This is a genomic window from Treponema ruminis (assembly GCF_014201975.1).
Taxonomy (GTDB): Bacteria; Spirochaetota; Spirochaetia; order Treponematales; family Treponemataceae; genus Treponema_D; species Treponema_D ruminis.
In genome coordinates this window covers 389,306-406,942 of record NZ_JACHFQ010000001.1, presented here as the reverse complement: position 1 = coordinate 406,942, position 17,637 = coordinate 389,306, and the positions used below count along the sequence as shown (strand labels likewise).

The following is a 17,637-nucleotide window of genomic DNA, read 5'->3' as shown; positions in this document are numbered from 1 at the left end:
TTTTCGGGTCAAGCCCGAAAATGACAGCTTTTGAACTTATTGGACAGCCTCTTGTGGTTTATTTACGAATTAAGTTTTGCGTAAATGTAAGCATTCTTATAATTAGTATTATACGGTACTGCACTCCAATCAGTAATTTCCTGTGTGCAATTACTGTCGCTATATATTTTATAGCCGTTCAGAATGGCAGGAAGGAATTTATTAGGAAGCTTGCCTAAAGAATGATGGCTATCGTCTGAAACTACAGAAACACATACATTTTTCGACTCCCCACCACTGTATGGGCTGCCCATATATGAGCTACTTATATCAGGAGAAGAATTATTTAAATTATAGTATCCAATCATAATGTATCCATCATTCTGATAAGTAAAAAGAGAAGATTTCAGAGCAGAACGCTTGATAAAGCATGCCATGTACTTCTTATCAGGTGTCAGCAAGTATAAAGTCGATTTCCGGCTAATTTCAGCGAATTTGAAAGTACCATCAGAATATGCTACGACTAAATCTGTCCTACCATCAATTTTGGTATTATCATCAAATCTTGTTGTCGTGTTAGCTGACTCAAACTTATAGTATTCCATTTTCGCGTGTGCAAGACAGAGTTCTGCTGTAGTTGGAACTTCGTAATTGCCTACATATTTAATTTCTCTGTTACTGCCAATGCTGTCGGAAACATAGTACTTGTCTCCCTTTTTGGTGACGGTGACAGTTTCTTTATCTGATGTGGCATCACCACAATTATCCGCAAGCATTTGGGTATTATTTATTGTGTACCCATAATCTCTATAGCATTTGTTTTCTGTGAAGATATAAAATCTCCAGTCATCAGTTTTACCTGTAGTATACCTGTAGACTTTGTTGTTGAGTTCTGTGCTGTTGAAAGCAAGTTGTGTTTCTACGCTTGTGTCTGTTGAGCCAGTGTTGCCTGATCCAGAGTCTGCAGATGAGTTACCGGAATCTGAACTGCTGTTTACACGTATGAATGAGCCATAGGTGTTTGTAAGGACTCCATTTGTAATTACACAGTCGATGATTTCTGATTTTGATTTCCACGAACCATTTTTGTATTCTTGATTTTCATTAAGCCTCATGGTGCCGTTTGTAAAATCACCTGTCATTGTGTAAGAGCCTTTCGCTTCTTCCTGACCATTGCAATATTGTACATAAGTGCCGTTGTTGAATTTAACGGAGTATTTTCTTCCAAATATAGTTGCTTCGAAAGTGGCTGAACCATTGGCTGCTGTAGTATCCTTGTATTCTGGATATGAGCGTGTATATTTCACGTCTCCAATTGTCATAACACGATCTTTAATTTCGTTACCAAAATAACCGTCTGAGAATTTTATTTTACCGTCAAACCAATCACCGGATTTTGAATATGTAGAAATCTCCAAAACATTTATGTTTGTATAATCGCCTGCAGTTATAATAGATAAAACTTCATAAAGATATTTTCCGCTAGAGCTATCATAATTATAGAAGACATAAAGTTTTTCTTTTGTATAATTATCTCCTTTTTCTTCAGGAGCATCAAAAATGGCAGCGATTTTGTCATAGTTTATGTACTTCTCTTTTGAAGTAAAAACATCGGCATCGAATCTATATTCTCTTTTGAAACCATTGCTGAGGTAAACTCTGTCAAATTCATCTTTTTTAATGGTATCACTGCTTGTATGACCATCTGATGCAATTGTAACGCTGGAAGAGGTTCTCTTGTTCATATCTATTACACCAGTATATGTTCCTGTATTTAGCACGGAAGTCTGGATACCGCTGGCAGAGTCTGCTTTTTTGGTAGACAGCCATGTGTTGTCTGAGAAAAAGAAAGTTGCTATTTTTCCAAGGTAAATTTTATTGGACTCGCTTGTTTCATCGTTTGTAATAAATAAACCGACAATCTTTTTTTCAGAATACTCTTCATTGTCAGGGAAGTACACCATTTCCGGGAATACATTTTTATCAGCTCCGCTTGCAATTTCCTTCACAGAATACTTATAGTAAGAAATTTTCAGCACTCCATCAGAAATTACATATACGCTTGATTCAATATTTTTGTAACTTGATGTGCTGCTGTTTTTTATTGCGACACAGCCATTGTTCCAGTTCCCAACGAGCGAATATGTACCTGATTCGTTACTATAGTCGTTGTCTGAAAATTTGAATAAAAATGTGTTATCTGAATAAAAAGAAATAAGGCTCAGATTGTCATAGTTGTATTCCGCAAGAAGTTTTTTTTCAGTCTGGGAAGGTTCTTTTCCAGAATTACCGCTTTCGTCAGACGGAGTCTTAAGCGTTCCGCCAGTAAGGATATATGTCTTGCTACTGAAAGTTATTTTCTTTTCTGAAATTGTTTTAGTACCAGTAAATGTCTCTTGTTTTTCACCAGATGTGGCATTCAATGAGATTGTACCGTTTTCCCAGTCACCGGATACAAATTTATATGTTCCGGCTGCCTGAGGTTCAGATTCGCCACTTACAATTACTTTGAAAGTAGAGTCATTATAAAAGGTCAGGGTTCGGGTATCATAACCACTGTTGCAGGTAAAAACAGCTAAAGCAGAATTTGAGTTGCTGCCACCGCCGCCACTAGAGCTGTCGTCATCTCCGCCTCCGCAAGACACAAAGCCAAAACCAAGTGCCGCTACTACTGCGAGTGCAGCCAGTGTTTTAAAAAGTTTTTTCATTATAAAAACCTCTTTTTAGTTTGTTTTAAAAGGCATACGCCCTTTTTTAAGAAAAATATCAGATTTCAAAAAGATAGTGTTAGTGTGAACGCACAGGTTTTTAGTGCGTTAACGCACGGGTGGGAGAAATGGCTGTTGGCATGAAAAATTCCTATTGAATTCCCAAAATGTGTGCTATCATATATAGGAAAGAAATAGGAGGCGCTTATGATTGTACGCGATTTTATGACCAAAAACCCGATTTATACAACCCCCAAAGAACTGATTTCCAATGTCAAAAGCACCATGGACAGGGAGCAGATTACAAAAGTTCCTGTCCTCGATGATTCTGGCAAACTTATAGGCGTTATTACGAAGACTGATTTAAAGAAAACCATGCCTTCAAACGCCACAACCCTCGATATTTACGAATTGAGCTATCTTCTTTCAAAAATCACCGTCGAAAAAGTGATGAAAACGCACCCGATTACGATTCAAAAGGATGCCACGATTGAAGAAGCCGCAAAAATCATGTCGGAGAAGGGGATTTCCAGCCTGATTGTCATGGACGGCGAGGTTCTTTCGGGAATTCTTACAAAGACTGATCTTTTCAAGGCTGTAGTCGATATGTTCGGATTCAGATATGAGGGAGTCCGCGCAGAAGTCGAAGCAAACGATAATCCGGGCGAGCTTGCCAAAATCAGTAAGGCAATCGCTGACAAGAACGGCAAGATTGTCTCTGTAATCACAGCTGATGGAAGCGATGTAAGCAAAAGAATTATCACACTAAAGATTATTGGAATATCAAAAGAAACTGTCGGGGAAATCCTAAAAACTCTTGGTGCAGACATTAAGGATTTAAGATAGTTTTTCGGATCAAGACCAATAATGACAATGCCATTTCATTCCCCAGGCAAATCCAGTAAATTACCGCACGGGATTGTAGTGGCGCGTAGCGTTCAGCGTAAGTCATGTGCAGCATGGCTTACGCTGAATGGAGCGCGGTTAGCGCGGAACCACGGAAAGCCCGCAGCCGCTTAATTTGCGCCTATTTTTCTTGTTTTTTCTGGCTCAGAGAGTTGAGGTACTCGCGGCTGAGGTTTTCGTGGTCTTTGAGCATGGCATAAGGAACGCCGTAAGCCTTTTCAACCTCGTCGCGGGTGAGGACTTCTTCTGGAGTGCCGAGCGACATGTCGCGGTTTGGATAGAAAAGCAGAACCGTGTCAGCGTATTTTTTTGTTAAATCAAGCTCATGCATAGAGATATAAATCGTGGTGCCTGTCTTGTGGACGTATTCCTTGAGGTAGGCGAGGGCAGCTTCCTTTTGATGAGGCTCCATCGCAAAAAGAGGCTCGTCCATGAAAAGTGACGCGCTGCCGTAGAGGATGCCGAAAGCAAGCAGGACCCGCTGAATCTCGCCCTTGCTCAAATGGGTGAGCGCGTGGCCGAGGACATCCTTGAGCTCGAAAATATCGATTACTTCGCCGAGAAGATCGCCGCCCTCAGTTGACTCGCGGATTGCCTTTGCATTGCCTTTTAGGGCGCCGTTCTGATAAACAAAGGAAAGAAGCTCGCTAACTTTGTCTTCGGTTTCAAATTCCATGTTCTGATAAATTACAGATGCGAGAAGATTTTTCTGCTCGTCGTCGAGTTTTGCAGGATTCTGCCCAAGAAGAGAAACAGTGCCGCTCTGAGGTGTGAGCCGTCCGCTTGCCAAAAGCATGAGAGTAGTTTTACCGCAGCCGTTCTGTCCGACAAAGCTGACGAATCCTTTTGGAAGTTTGGCTGAAAAATGCTCAAAAATCGGCTTAGGTTCAATTTGTTTGCCGTTCTCGTCCAAATCACCCTCAACAGCAGGGTAGGTAAAAGTTATATCGTTAATTTCAAGAAAATCTGTGTTATTCATGGTTTAAAGATAATGAAAAATCGGGAAAAAGGAAAGTAGAAAATAGGGAAGTGGGAAAAGTAAAAACCTCGTCGCAAGTAAAATCACTTACAGCGAGGTCACTTTTGTTTCTTTTTCGCCACATACTTGTGGCACATTTCTTTTCCAATAGAGGAATAGGGAGGGAGCTCTTGGTGAAGACTTTCCCCCTTCCCATTTAATTTAGTTAAAGTACCTTACGCCAGCCCTAAAGAGGTTCTGGCATGAACTTGCTTCCTTGTTGCAGGCGATGTTCTTAATCAGGTCTGCTGTGTAGCCGCCGATGCCGACTGTTCGCTCTGAGTGGCCCATCTTTCCGAGAACGAGACCGTCCGGGCTTGTGAGACCTTCGATTGCGAATGCTGAGCCGTTCGGGTTTTCTGGTTCGAGCATTGTCGGTTTGCCGTTTTCGTCACAGTACTGGCTGTAAACCTGACCGTTTGCGAACAATTCTTTTGCGAGCTGCTCAGAAATGAAGATTTTGCCCTCACCGTGGCTTACCGGGATATAATGCGGTTTTTCTTCGAGTACAGAAGCGTCCAAAGCCCAAGGAGAAGCGGCGCTTACCATGCGGGTCCAGACCACGCGCGAAATGTGCCGGTGGATGTCGTTGAATGTAAGTGTCGGTGTCTCTGCGCTTGGCTCAGTGATTTTTCCGTATGGAACGAGGCCTGTCTTAATCAAAGCCTGGAAGCCGTTACAGATACCGAGAATCAGGTTCTTCTTTTCGAGGTGAGAAGTGATTGCGTCTGAGATTCGTTTTTCGCGGATTACGTTTGCGATGAATTTTCCTGAACCGTCCGGCTCGTCACCTGCAGAGAAGCCGCCTGCGAATGCTACAATCTGTGCCTGCTCGATTTCTGCCTTGAATGCGGCGAGTGACTCTTCCAGGTCTTTTGGAGTTCTGTTTTTGAAGACGAGGATGTGTGAGTCAGCTCCTGCAAGGTTGAATGCGCGCGCCATGTCGTACTCACAGTTTGTGCCCGGGAATACCGGAACGATTACGCGTGGTTTTGCCTTGCTTGGATCGATTACTGTGAATGTATCTTTCTTGGCTCGTGCTTCGCCCAAAGATGCGTGCTCTTCTTTTGCCCATTCCGGCAAGTTTTCTTCCTTTTTAACAGAAGAAACTGGCGGGAATACTTTTGAAAGTTTAGATTCCCATGCTTCGTAGAGGTCAGAAAGTTTGATTTCTGCCTTTGGAAGAGGATCAACGCCCTTCATTTCGAATGAGATGATCGGGTCTTTCTGTGTGTTACCGATTCTGAGGACTGTTGTGTTTACAAAGCCGCCGTTCTCGAACTTGTCGTCGTCTGTCTCAACGATGATTGAGCCGTACTGCGGTGTGAAGAGGTCTGCAATTGTGTCGTTTGCGTTGCGGTGGAAGCCGATGACTGTTGCTGATGTCGGAATCTGTGTGAGCTGAACGCCGATTTTGTTTCCGAATGACATCTTTGTGATTGCCTCAGCGATTCCGCCTGCTCCAACCGGGTACATTGCGTTGATCTTGCCGGCTTTGTTGAGCTCGTAGAGGGCATCTGAGTTCTTTTTGAAAGCGTCCCAGTCTGGTGCGAGTTCTTTTGAATATGGAATCTGAACGAGATAGATGTAGCTTCCGCTCTTTTTGAATGAACCTGACTGAACATTCTTTGCCTCGTCGTGTGCTACTGCGAAAGAAACGAGTGTGTGAGGAACGTTGATGTGCTCGAAAGTTCCTGACATTGAGTCCTTACCGCCGATTGAAGCACAGCCCATTTCCCTCTGAGCGTCGATTGAACCCAAGAGTGCTGCTGTCGGATAGCCCCAAGTGTGCTCGCTTACGGCACGGCCGAAGAATTCCTGATAGCTCATGCGGCTTGTTGTTGCCTTACCGCCGATACAGGTGATTTTTGCGAGTGAAGAAAGGATTGCTGTCTGAGCTCCATGCCATGGTGACCACTGAGCAACCCGCGGGTCGTATCCATAAGACATGAGAGAGACAGTTGATGTTTCACGAGGAGAGATGACCGGGATTTTTGCCGACATAGCACATTCCGGAGTGCCTTGGTACTTTCCGCCGAACGGGAAGAGGACAGTGCTTGCTCCGATTGAGCCGTCGAATCGTTCCTGAAGACCGCGCTGAGAACAACATGCGAGGTCACGGATGTTTTCGATGAATGCTTCTTTAATCTGCTCGGCTGTTGGTTTTTCGCCGCCTGCTTCACCAGTTGCGCTTGCACATTTGCCAAGAACCTTTGCAACTGAGTCGAGTGGTTTTACGAGCGGTGAATCGTGCTGTTCTGTAGGAGATTCAATAGAAGCTTTTGCTGTGTGAACTGCACCAGCTGAATCGAGGAATGAGCGGTCAATGTCGACGATTGTCTTGCCGCGCCATTTCATCGTGAGCTTGTTTTTGTCGGTTACGGTCGCAACAACGACAGCATTCAGGTTCTCGTCATTACAATATTTGATGAATTTATCTACATCGCCTGGGCGGACGACTACAGCCATTCGCTCCTGGCTTTCAGAAATTGCAAGTTCTGTTCCGTTAAGACCTTCGTACTTTTTTGGAACTGCATCGAGGTTGATGTCCAGTCCTGGGGCAAGCTCGCCCACAGCAACAGAAACACCGCCTGCACCGAAGTCATTTGAGCGGCGGATCATGTGGCTTACTTCAGGGTTTCGGAAAAGACGCTGAATCTTTCGTTCTTCAACGGCATTTCCCTTCTGAACTTCGGCAGCCGCTGTAGTAACTGATTTTTCTGTGTGAACTTTTGATGAGCCTGTAGCACCACCGATACCGTCACGACCTGTTCCTCCACCAAGAAGAATGATGATGTCGCCCTTTTCTGGAGTTTCGCGCATTACAGTCTTGTAAGGGCTTGCTGCGATTACGGCACCAAGCTCCATTCGTTTTGCAAGGAAGCCCGGGTGATAAACTTCTGTGACCTGACCAGTTGTAAGACCAATTTGGTTTCCGTAAGAAGAGAAGCCTTGTGCTGCTTCACGACAGATTTTCATCTGAGGGAGTTTTCCGTGTAGAGTTTCGCTCAAAGGAACAGTAGGATCAGCAGCGCCAGTTACGCGCATTGACTGATAAACCCAGGAACGGCCGGAAAGAGGGTCGCGGATTGCACCACCGATACAAGTTGCGGCGCCACCAAATGGCTCGATTTCTGTCGGATGGTTGTGTGTTTCGTTTTTGAACTGAAGGAGCCACTGTTCGACTTCTTCTTTTCCCTCTGGCAAAGGATTTCCATTTTCGTCAGTAGTGTAGTGAACATCGATGAAAATAGAGCAGGCATTGTTTTCTTCAGAAACTTCCATGTCTTCGAGCATTCCGTGCTTGCGAAGATATTTTCCGCCGATTGTAGCCATGTCCATAAGGGTGAGAGGCTTGTCCTTGCGTTTTGCATAGATGTCAGTGTGCATAGCCTCGTAATTTTTGAGGGACTCTTTGAAAAGCTTAGCGTAAGGACCTTTTTCTACCTTAATGTCCTTGAGGACAGTGTTGAAAGTAGTGTGACGGCAGTGGTCAGACCAGTAAGTATCGAGAACGCGGATTTCAGTTTCGGTCGGATCGCGCTTGATTGACTTGAAATAATCCTGAAGGAACTGAATGTCAGCGAGGTCCATAGCAAGACCCATTTTCTCGCGGTAAGCATCGAGCTCTTTTTTGCCAAGCTTGATGAAACCTTCGACAGTCGGGATGTCGGCTGGAGTTTCAGTTTTCATTTCAAGGGTTTCAGGGATTTTAGAATCAGTAAGACGGGAATCGACAGGATTGATAAGATATTTTTGAATTTTTGCAACTTCATCGGCAGAAACAGTTCCGCTCAAGATAACCATTTTGGCACATCTTACGCGTGGTGGCTCTGTTCCGACTTTTGCAGTAGAACGCATAGATTCGCGGAGCAAAGAAAGACACTGCTCGGCAGAATCCGCCCGCTGATCGTACTGACCCGGCAGATATTCCCAGATGATTACAGTGTCGTTTGCATCGGTAGGAAGCTCCGTGTAAACAACAGAATCACTCTGCGGCTCAGAGAAGATTCGCAAGGCCGCCATTTTTGAGACATCTTCGCTAGTATTCTCGATGTCATAGCGGTTGAAATAACGCACTCCCTTTACAGAAGAAATGCCCAAAAATCCATTGATTTCACTCAAAATGCTCTGAGCTTCACTCTGGAAGCCCGGCTTGCGCTCTACATATATACGAAACATAAGGGTATTTTACTGTTTTTTACGGTTTATTGGAAGATAAGGAAAAGGAAAGTTGAAAAAGGAAAATTGAAAGTTGTCGGGCGTTACCCTCACTTCGTTCGGGTCGCTATGTCCGCCCTTCGCTAACGCTCATTCTTCCGCTCCCAAAGGTCGCGCCAGAACGCCTCAGGCGAGGCTACCAGCGCTAACGCAACATCTCCACCGCCGTTTCAATCGGTGCTAGGCTGCTTGTGGGTGGGGGAGATGATTTTTTTCACCATTTGCGCCTTTTTTTATTTTCGCCATGTAAAACACGTTGAGCCGGATAATCTTTGCGACGTAATACACGCCAAACATAAAAAAAGAGTTCCGGTTGTGCTTACAAAAGAAGAAGTTCGACGTGTTATAGATAATCTCGAAGGAAACAAACAGCTTGCCGCTGAATTTCTTTAACCGGGGCGTCAAGGAAATAGAAAGCCCGCTTGATGAAATCTTAGACGGACAATGAGACGGTGATTTTAGGCGGAACCGCATAAGCAACTGACATCTTCTTATTTTTTTTATATTATAGTAAATAACGTATTTTGTAATAAATCTTATACGGCATTTATCACATAAGACGATTTACAAAGGATACGGAGAAAAAATGTTATACTCACACGCCACTGGCGAGGTATAATATAAATAAACTATGGAGATGGAAAAAAATGGAACAGAATCTTGTTTGTGCAAATTGTGGTGGTACACTTGCAGTAGATTCAAATGGAGAAATTGGTACCTGTATTTACTGTGGAACAAAACGACAATTAGTAGAGAAAGTTGTAACTGTAGTTGAACATACAGGTAAAGTAGAAGTTGATGGTATTGCTACTGCTGCTTCAAAACTTACTTCTGCATATCAGTGCTTGCAAACAGGAAATGTAGAAAAAGCCAATAGACTTTATAAAGAAATAACAGAATTAGAACCTCAAAATGCTTATGCCTGGTGGGGAAGATATCTTTGTGAAGAAAGCTTCGCAAAATATTATGGATTCAGAGATAAATATGGAAATTCAGATAACATTACAAAAGCGAATCAGGTTCTCGAAATTTTAAAATATGCCGATTTTGCAATTCAATACGCTGAAGAAGATGTTAGACAAAAATATATAGAAGAAACACAAGAATATAGAAATTTTGTTGAAATGGTCAGAAATCAACCTGCAATTCCACCACAAAAAAAGCCAAATAAGAATGTTATAATTGGGATTATTGTTGCAGTGATAATACTAATTATTATTGCAACAAATTTATAAGGTTATTATGAGTTTTTTCCAAAACTTAATAATAAAAACAGTTCGATGGTATCAAAGAACTGCACCAGAAACTTTACGGCAATCATGTAGATTTACACCATCCTGTTCTGAATATATGATTTTAGCGGTAAAAAAGTATGGTACAATTAAAGGTGTATTTATGGGATTAAAACGGATTTTCCGTTGTCATGCCCCAAATGGTGGCGAAGACTATCCATAAAAACATCAAAAACTAAGGAGTTTATTATATGCAGTACAAAACAGTTGCCGCTCCAGTTGGATTGACAATTAAAGCTGGCGATCCTGCCGGATGTTCAAAAGCAGTAGCTCAGTATGCTGATTTAATTCAGAAAGAAGCTGTTGGCGGATGGGAACTTGACATGATTCAGTCAATTCCAGTTGAAGAGAAACCTGGTTGTTTGGCAGGTTTGTTCGGCGCAAAATCTGTAACAACATACTTCAATATGCTTGTTTTCAAGAAACAGGACTAAAATAATAAAGTGGCTTATGGGATGGCATAAACCACTTTTCATATATGGAGAAAGAAATGGGCATTTTTAAGAAAAATCCGAATGAAGTAAATTATGTTGGTGGTCAAAAACATTGGACAGATGTTATAAAAAATTCATCTAATGGAAATGAGCTTTTATGGCTTAACCCCGAAGAAGATTTTAATACTAATTCAACTTTAATTGTTGCAGAAAGTGAAGAAGCATTATTTTTTAAGGATGGAATAATAGAACAGGTTTTTGAAGGTGGAAAATATACACTTTCAACAAATAATTATCCTTTTATTTCTCGAATAGCAACAGCTTTTAGTGGTGGTATATCAGCATTTAATTGTAAAGTTTATTTTGTTCGAAAAGCCCATTCACAAGAAATTTTGTGGGGAACAGATTCCCCTGTTCAGGTAAGAGATCCAAAACTAGGTATAGCTACATCTTTACAAGCTCGGGGTTCATATAAAATTCAAATTGATGATTCAAAGAAATTTTTAGTAAAAATGGTTGGAAATAATATCCAGAATTTCCAGCAAGATTCAGTTACACAGTATTTTAGAAATGAATTTTCACAATATATTAAATCTGCAATTGCCCAATCAGTAAAAAAATCAAATGAAGAAATTTTAGGAATATGTTCAAACCAAGTAGAATTGGCTAAAAGTATACAAGAAGAATTGACTCCTATAATGAATGAATATGGAATAAAACTTATTACATTTGCACTAGCTGCAATTGATATTCCACAAAATGATCCTAATCGCCAGAAGCTTGAGGCTGCTTTTGCAACTAAGGGTGAAGCTGCAATTTATGGTGAGGACTATAACAGATTTGTTTCGCGAGAAATTCTTACAAATATTTCTAATAACGATGGTGCCGGAATTGCCGCTATGGGCGCTGGTTTAGGAATGGGTGTTAATGTAGGTAATCAAATTGCCGGTATGGCTAATCAAATATTCCAGACTCCACAATCACAAAATAATCAGGCAACTGTTATATGTTCAAAGTGTAATGCACAAAATCAAGCAGGTGCAAAATTTTGTTCTTCTTGTGGAGAACCTATTCAAGCTAAAAAACTTTTCTGTTCAAATTGTGGAACAGAGCTAGCACCAGGAAGTAAGTTTTGTTCTTCATGTGGCAATAAAGTTCAGTAAGGAGATATGAAATGATAAGTTTTTTAATAAAATTAATCTTATTAGCTATTTTTAATATAAGTTTCTTTACTATTACAAAAGCTGAATGTACAGTTTCAATGTGGATTTCATATTCATTTATACATTTTGCTTTCTTAATGTTTTTTTTATCACCACTTTTTACTAAAAAAAGTAAATCTCGTCATGTAGCTATTGAATCTGTCGCTCTTATAACTGCGTTATATTTTATAGCAACATTGGCTGTCGGTCTTTTCTTCTTGGTTCATCCTTATCTTGTTTTGTATCAATATTCAATTGAATCATTTATAACGGGTGTTTATCTTATTGTTTTAATTATTTCCATTGTTATAAATAATAATATTGCAAATAATGAAAATAAATCTGATGAAGAAAAATTATTTCTAAATAATATTTTTGTAAAGGCTGAATTCCTAAAAACAAAAGCTACAGATGCGTCTATTATTAAACAATTGGAAGATTTGCAAGAAGAATCTAGATACTCTCCTACAAAATCTAGTTTATCTGTAAAAGAATACGAAAAACAAATTCTGTCAAACCTCGATGAAATTACTTTAAACATTGAAAAATTAAATACAGAAGAATTAGTAAGTAATGTTTCAAAAACAAGAGACCTATTAAAGCAAAGAAATTTAGTACTAAAGAAAGGTCTTTGAAACAAGAAAAAAAAGCATAACATGCAGCTCAAATCCGACAAACCGGTCAAGCCGGTTTGCGGTTTAGCTGCGTAGTTATGTGGACGCCCGCATTGGGGCGCGCTTAAAAAGGAGAAATAAAAGTGACAAAAGAAGAATTAATAAAATCGTATATTGAGCAAGTAAAAAACTCAAAAAATCCGAAAGATGAAATAAAAAAAATTATTCGAGAAATTGATAATTTAAAATATGAAAACTCTAATACTAATATCTCAGATGCTGATAAAATTGCATTAATCAAGGGTATAAACCGACATTTTAAACTAATTGAAGACTCTACAGAAGTTTATAAATCATTTAGTCAAGATAGAACTCGAATTTGTTCTGCAACAGATAATTCAGAGATAATAAAAATGCTTGATAATGCAGAAAATGCTATTAGGGGATAATTATGGACAAATCATTAGTAAAAGATATTATCATTCCAATCGTATCATTGATTATTTCTATTTGGGCAATTATAAAATCATATATAACTGACGCAAAAGCAAACAAATTATCTGAAGAAAATACAAAGCTGGCAAATGCTAATATTGAATTAGAAATTAGGAATTTGATAAGAGAGACCAGAAAAGATTTAGATGATAAACTTGCAAAATTTCTTTTTTTAAAGGAAAAAGAAAAAAAGAATTCATTAACACAAGATGAGAAAATTAATCTGCCTATTTGTGAAAAGCAATTAAATAATGCAAAGCAAGAATATTTAAATGCATATGAAGAAGCTTGTATGAAATATATTGATGGCAAAATTGACAAAGAAAGATTTAAGAAAACATATGTTATTGAATTACGGAATATTGTAGGTTCAGTTTCTTTAAAAAAATATATTGATTCAACATCATCTCCATATAACGCAATAAAGAAAGTGTATACTGAATGGAATAATTTAGAAGAAAACACATAACAAAGGTTCGTAGCCGACAGGCAGTCAAGCTGCCTGCGGTACAACCCATTGTTATGTGGACGAGCCACTGGTCCGCTTATTGGTAATAAGTAAAGTTCTCTGACATTATTTTGCTGAAATAAAGGAGGCGTCTAGTACTATGAAAACAATTTATAATAACGAAGCAATAGGGTCTTATTTAGAATTCGTTAATCGTGTCGTAAAAAATAAAAATACTGAAGAAACAAAAATTCAGTATGAAAGATTTGTAGAGCTTTTTAATCAATATATGACTGATGAAATCCGTCATCCAATTTTTGATGGTTACGATATAGAATCATATGGAAATGTTAAAATAGAAATTGAATACAATGGAATTGAACAAATTTGGGCCATTATTCATTATTGCCTGAATAAAATAATTGGGATGGAGGACTATTCTCCTGATGGAATTTATTTAAACACTTCATTTACTGACTATACTCTTGAAGATGTAAACAAAATAGGGGAAAGCCTTGCCCAACTCTGGTATTTAACAGATAGCCCTGCTTACATTATTCATGAACCATTATGGATTGCGGAGAAAGAACCTGAATTAACAAAAGAACAGTTTCACACTATACTCGCCCCTGAATCAGAATGTTATAAACTTATGGATGAAAACAATTCTGCGATTATCGCTACAGAATTTACTGAAGAGATGCTAGATGAAATAAAAACTGAAAAATCTATTGCTTTCACGCATACGGTCAGTAAACTTGTTGCAAACATATACGGAACTCTTAATTTAAGCGACTTGTAAGAAACAGCTTAGTAAAGAATTGAAAAGTTGACAAAAGAGGGGTTGTTATGTATATTTAGAGAAACGGGGACGCAAAGCAATTGAGCGACCGCCTCCGTAGCTAGTATTACAAGCCCGTCCGAAGTTGGTAGCTAAGAGGCGGGCTTTTTTTTATGCTCTTAAGTTCTATTTTATCAGGAAGGTGAGCAGGTCTATAACAAGTGCTATAATTGCAATGACAAGCATTGCCTTTTCGTACTTTGTCACAGACGGCCTCCTTCATTCACGAGAAATCGGAGGCAAGCCGCCACAATTTACTAAGTGTCCCCTATGAGATGTATAGTACATGAAAAGTATGAAATCTACAAGGCTTTGTAGAAAAGAAAAATCGCCTAACAACGCCTTCAAAGCCGACAGGCAGTCAAGCTGCCTGCGGTTTAAGCAATTGTTATGTGGACGCCCGCACTGGGGCGCTTTGGATATAGAATGGAATTAATTATTATTACAAATAAAAAATTTTATTCCCAATTGGATGAAGAATCATTTGAATATTGCTTAAAAAGTATATCTAATAATTTTCAGTTTTTTTGGTTCGAAAGTAAAAGTACAAATATATAAAAGAACTTTTAGTAAAGAAAAATTACGGAATATATTTGGACTAAAAGAAAGATATGGAATTATAATTGAACATCTTGATAAGTTAATAACAGAAAAAACTAAGGATTATATACTTAATCCAAATATGTATTGGTATAAATATTTTAATAAGTAAAAAACTGTTAGAGTTCTTGAATATGTTGACATAATCAAAATGTCGACTTATATTATAAGTATGAAGTTCACAGTTGAAAAACTGCCGCAAGTAATAACAGAGATAGAGGCTCTGGAACAATCTCAAAAGGATATGCTTGAGGCAGATTACAAGAAAATACAAGAGCAAGGAATTGAATTTGTTCGCGTAAAGCCAATCCAAAAAGAAATTTTTGAAATAAAAACAAACGAACTTCGTTCATTATTCAAATATGCTGCTGGTAGAATTATTGTGGTTGGAGTTGTCTTTGTAAAGAAAACACAAAAAACTCCAAAAGAAAAAATAAAACTTGCTAAACAGCGTCTGAAGGAGGTCTGATTATGGATTATGTTTTTGTAAAAGATTCGGATGGTTATGTTTTCAAGAAATTGGAATCAGAAATTTCTCCAGATGAAAAAATCATTTCTGAAAAAGAATACATGAAAATTTCAGGTCTTGCTTCTTATGAAAAGAAATTCGGTCATGGAGGAGCACGAGAAAACGCAGGAAGAAAACAGAAATTTGCATTGCCGCTTAAATTTCAAATTCGCGTAACCAAAGAAGAAAAAGACTTTATTGCTTACGCAAGGGAACATAATTTAAATTATTCTGCGCTGATGCAGATGTAGAAAACATATAACGTATTCTTCAAGTCCTTCCGTAACGCTTCGCCCCTCGCTAACGCATTTGCTTTTAACAAAAAACTTGTGGATTCTTTAAGGGTGGTTTAAGATAGTATATATTTTTTTCGGAGGAATTTATGAATACTAAGTGCACTGAAAATTTGGTTATTATTGCGCTGGAAGGCAGAATTGATACAACGAATGCTCCTCAGGTAGAAAGTGAAATTTCTGCTGTCATTTCAGAAAATCCAAATCTTACGCCTGTTTTTGATGCTGATTCCCTTGCTTATATTTCAAGCGCAGGCTTGCGTGTTTTGATGAAATTCTGCAAATCCACGGGCAAAAAACTTTCTGTCACCAATGTTTCAAAGGAAATTTTTGAGATTTTTGATACTACCGGCTTTACGAACATCCTTGACGTGCAGAAAAAGCTTCGTGAAATCAGCGTTGAAGGCTGCGAGCTTTTGGGACAGGGCGGAAACGGAAGTGTATATCGTCTTGATGATGACAAAATCGTCAAAGTCTACAAGCCTTACATGACCCGCGAAGTAATCGACCGTGAGCGAGAGTTTGCAAGAAATGCCTTTATGAACGGCGTTCCGTCTGTAATTGCCTACGATTTAGTAAGGTGCGGAGATTCGTTCGGCGTTGTCTTTGAAATGATTAAATCAAAAACACTTGGCGCGACAATCAAGGACAATCCAGATAAACTGGAAGAATATGTTGATAAATATGTGGCTCTTGCAAAGCAGCTTCATTCCGTCCATGCTGCTCCGGGAACTTTTTCAAATTTAAAGACGGTTCTGCATGAAAGGGTGCCTCTTCTGGCTCAGTGGTGCTCAAAGGAAGAACTTTCCCTGCTGGACAGCCTGATTGACTGCATTCCGGACTGCGACACGCTCATTCACAATGACCTTCACCCTGGAAACATAATGATTCAGGACGGCGAGCTTCTGCTGATTGACATGCCGGAAGTAACGACTGGTCCTGCCCTTTACGATCTGGCCGGAATTTACCGCGATATGATTCTTGCGACACAGGGAAATTCATCTTCTGAGATTGAACGAAGCGTAGGTCTTCCAAAAGATGTGATTTTCAAGATTGGAAACATGTTCTTCCAAAAATACACTGGAATCACGGACAAGGCCAATCTTGAAAAGTATTATCAGCAGCTTGGGCTTATCTGTGCATTTAACGTTACGCTTGTTGTTGCAACCGGTGCGGAAAAGGCAATGCAGCTGGCTCCTATTCTTATGGACAAAATGCTCAGGGGCGTTGTGATTCCTAACGAACAGGCGCTAAGGCATATTCTTTCTTCTGCAAAATAAAGTTCTGTGCGACTGAATTTATCCGCGGCCTTTTAGACCTTACACAGTTACAATCTTGTTCCTGAAGAAATCAGCTACGGCTTTTTTGATTTCTTCGGGGGACATCGTTTTTAAGATGTAGCCCTGGGGTTTAAGAGGCGCGACTGTGACAACGCTTTCCTTGTCGTTTTTGGCGGTCAGGAAAATCACGGACAGGTTTTTAAGATTGCCGTCTCCCCGGATTCTTCTCAGGACTTCCGGGCCTTCCATGGTCGGCATTTTGTAATCGAGAAGAACTAAATCGACCGGGTGCATCAAAAGGAATTCCAGAGCCATTTCACCGGAATTTACCAGCGAGACTTCAAAATTATCTCCGAGCCAGGTTTTTATGCTCCTGAGCACAATCGGTTCATCGTCAACGACGAGAATACGCTTTTTCTCGATGTTGTTTTCTTCAATATGAGAAAGCAGGAAAGCCATTTCAAAGGAATATGATGTGAAGCGGACGGAAGGAATTTTGTTGAAATATTTGTCTTCTTCAATTCCGAAAGAAAAATTGACTCCGATAAAGTAAATGTAGAATTTAAATTTTTTCTGGGCTGCGGCTATGTGACGGACAACCTCAAAATCTATTTCTTCCCAAAGACAAACTACGACATGGGAGTTCTTATCCATTTCATCGAAGACAAGCTGCTCTTCATCCGGGAATACGACCGTAACCATCCAGTCAACGGCCGCTTCCTTGAATTTCTGAATGAAATTTCTGACTACGAGTCGTCCTTCATCACCAATAACGTAAATTTGTTTTGCCATAAATTT

The 17,637-nt window shown here is 39.7% G+C and carries 17 protein-coding genes; 13 read left to right on the top strand and 4 right to left on the bottom strand.

Annotated elements, in window-relative coordinates:
• Positions 1–62 precede the first annotated feature (62 nt).
• Positions 63–2,687 (bottom strand): hypothetical protein, encoded by a 2,625-nt coding sequence (locus HNP76_RS01600; protein WP_184656790.1) that lies wholly within the window; start codon positions 2,685–2,687, stop codon positions 63–65.
• A gap of 207 nt (positions 2,688–2,894) precedes the next feature.
• Between HNP76_RS01600 and HNP76_RS01595 the strand changes: the two genes are divergently transcribed.
• Positions 2,895–3,533 carry a CBS domain-containing protein gene (locus HNP76_RS01595; protein ID WP_184656788.1) on the top strand — a complete coding sequence of 213 codons (639 nt, stop codon included), beginning with the start codon at positions 2,895–2,897 and terminating at the stop codon, positions 3,531–3,533.
• 181 nt (positions 3,534–3,714) lie between these two features.
• Here the strand turns inward: HNP76_RS01595 and HNP76_RS01590 are convergent, their stop codons facing one another.
• Together HNP76_RS01590 and HNP76_RS01585 are read right to left on the bottom strand one after the other, a co-directional pair.
• A complete protein-coding gene (locus HNP76_RS01590; RefSeq protein ID WP_184656786.1) occupies positions 3,715–4,572 on the bottom strand; it encodes an ATP-binding cassette domain-containing protein in 858 nt (285 codons plus the stop codon).
• 201 nt (positions 4,573–4,773) lie between these two features.
• Positions 4,774–8,793: a phosphoribosylformylglycinamidine synthase gene (locus tag HNP76_RS01585; protein WP_184656784.1), complete on the bottom strand. Its 4,020-nt coding sequence runs from the start codon at positions 8,791–8,793 to the stop codon at positions 4,774–4,776.
• A 243-nt stretch (positions 8,794–9,036) separates the two neighbouring features.
• Here HNP76_RS01585 and HNP76_RS01580 point away from each other — a divergent pair, with 243 nt between their 5' ends.
• From HNP76_RS01580 to HNP76_RS01525, 12 genes are all read left to right on the top strand, one after another.
• Positions 9,037–9,225 carry a hypothetical protein gene (locus HNP76_RS01580; RefSeq protein WP_184656782.1) on the top strand — a complete coding sequence of 63 codons (189 nt, stop codon included), beginning with the start codon at positions 9,037–9,039 and terminating at the stop codon, positions 9,223–9,225.
• A gap of 254 nt (positions 9,226–9,479) precedes the next feature.
• Positions 9,480–10,067 (top strand): TFIIB-type zinc ribbon-containing protein, encoded by a 588-nt coding sequence (locus HNP76_RS01575; protein WP_184656780.1) that lies wholly within the window; start codon positions 9,480–9,482, stop codon positions 10,065–10,067.
• A gap of 7 nt (positions 10,068–10,074) precedes the next feature.
• Entirely contained in the window at positions 10,075–10,287 is a 213-nt protein-coding gene (gene yidD, locus HNP76_RS01570) for a membrane protein insertion efficiency factor YidD (RefSeq protein WP_184656778.1), read from the top strand.
• A gap of 28 nt (positions 10,288–10,315) precedes the next feature.
• Positions 10,316–10,558 (top strand): hypothetical protein, encoded by a 243-nt coding sequence (locus tag HNP76_RS01565; RefSeq protein WP_184656776.1) that lies wholly within the window; start codon positions 10,316–10,318, stop codon positions 10,556–10,558.
• A gap of 56 nt (positions 10,559–10,614) precedes the next feature.
• Complete coding sequence (locus tag HNP76_RS01560) at positions 10,615–11,721, top strand: SPFH domain-containing protein (protein WP_184656774.1); 1,107 nt, start codon at positions 10,615–10,617, stop codon at positions 11,719–11,721.
• An 11-nt stretch (positions 11,722–11,732) separates the two neighbouring features.
• Positions 11,733–12,395: a hypothetical protein gene (locus HNP76_RS01555; protein ID WP_184656772.1), complete on the top strand. Its 663-nt coding sequence runs from the start codon at positions 11,733–11,735 to the stop codon at positions 12,393–12,395.
• A gap of 122 nt (positions 12,396–12,517) precedes the next feature.
• On the top strand, positions 12,518–12,823 hold the full coding sequence (locus tag HNP76_RS01550; RefSeq protein WP_184656770.1) for a hypothetical protein: 306 nt from the start codon (positions 12,518–12,520) through the stop codon (positions 12,821–12,823).
• A 2-nt stretch (positions 12,824–12,825) separates the two neighbouring features.
• On the top strand, positions 12,826–13,338 hold the full coding sequence (locus HNP76_RS01545) for a hypothetical protein (protein ID WP_184656768.1): 513 nt from the start codon (positions 12,826–12,828) through the stop codon (positions 13,336–13,338).
• A gap of 139 nt (positions 13,339–13,477) precedes the next feature.
• Complete coding sequence (locus tag HNP76_RS01540) at positions 13,478–14,119, top strand: hypothetical protein (RefSeq protein WP_184656766.1); 642 nt, start codon at positions 13,478–13,480, stop codon at positions 14,117–14,119.
• Positions 14,120–14,930: 811 nt separating this feature from the next.
• Positions 14,931–15,227 (top strand): type II toxin-antitoxin system RelE/ParE family toxin, encoded by a 297-nt coding sequence (locus tag HNP76_RS01535; protein ID WP_184656764.1) that lies wholly within the window; start codon positions 14,931–14,933, stop codon positions 15,225–15,227.
• Between the two features lie 2 nt (positions 15,228–15,229).
• Positions 15,230–15,517 (top strand): hypothetical protein, encoded by a 288-nt coding sequence (locus HNP76_RS01530; RefSeq protein WP_184656762.1) that lies wholly within the window; start codon positions 15,230–15,232, stop codon positions 15,515–15,517.
• 131 nt (positions 15,518–15,648) lie between these two features.
• On the top strand, positions 15,649–16,839 hold the full coding sequence (locus HNP76_RS01525; protein ID WP_184656760.1) for an anti-sigma factor antagonist: 1,191 nt from the start codon (positions 15,649–15,651) through the stop codon (positions 16,837–16,839).
• 39 nt (positions 16,840–16,878) lie between these two features.
• On the opposite strand, the gene HNP76_RS01520 is transcribed toward HNP76_RS01525, so the two are convergent.
• Positions 16,879–17,631: a response regulator gene (locus HNP76_RS01520; RefSeq protein ID WP_184656758.1), complete on the bottom strand. Its 753-nt coding sequence runs from the start codon at positions 17,629–17,631 to the stop codon at positions 16,879–16,881.
• Positions 17,632–17,637: the final 6 nt, after the last annotated feature.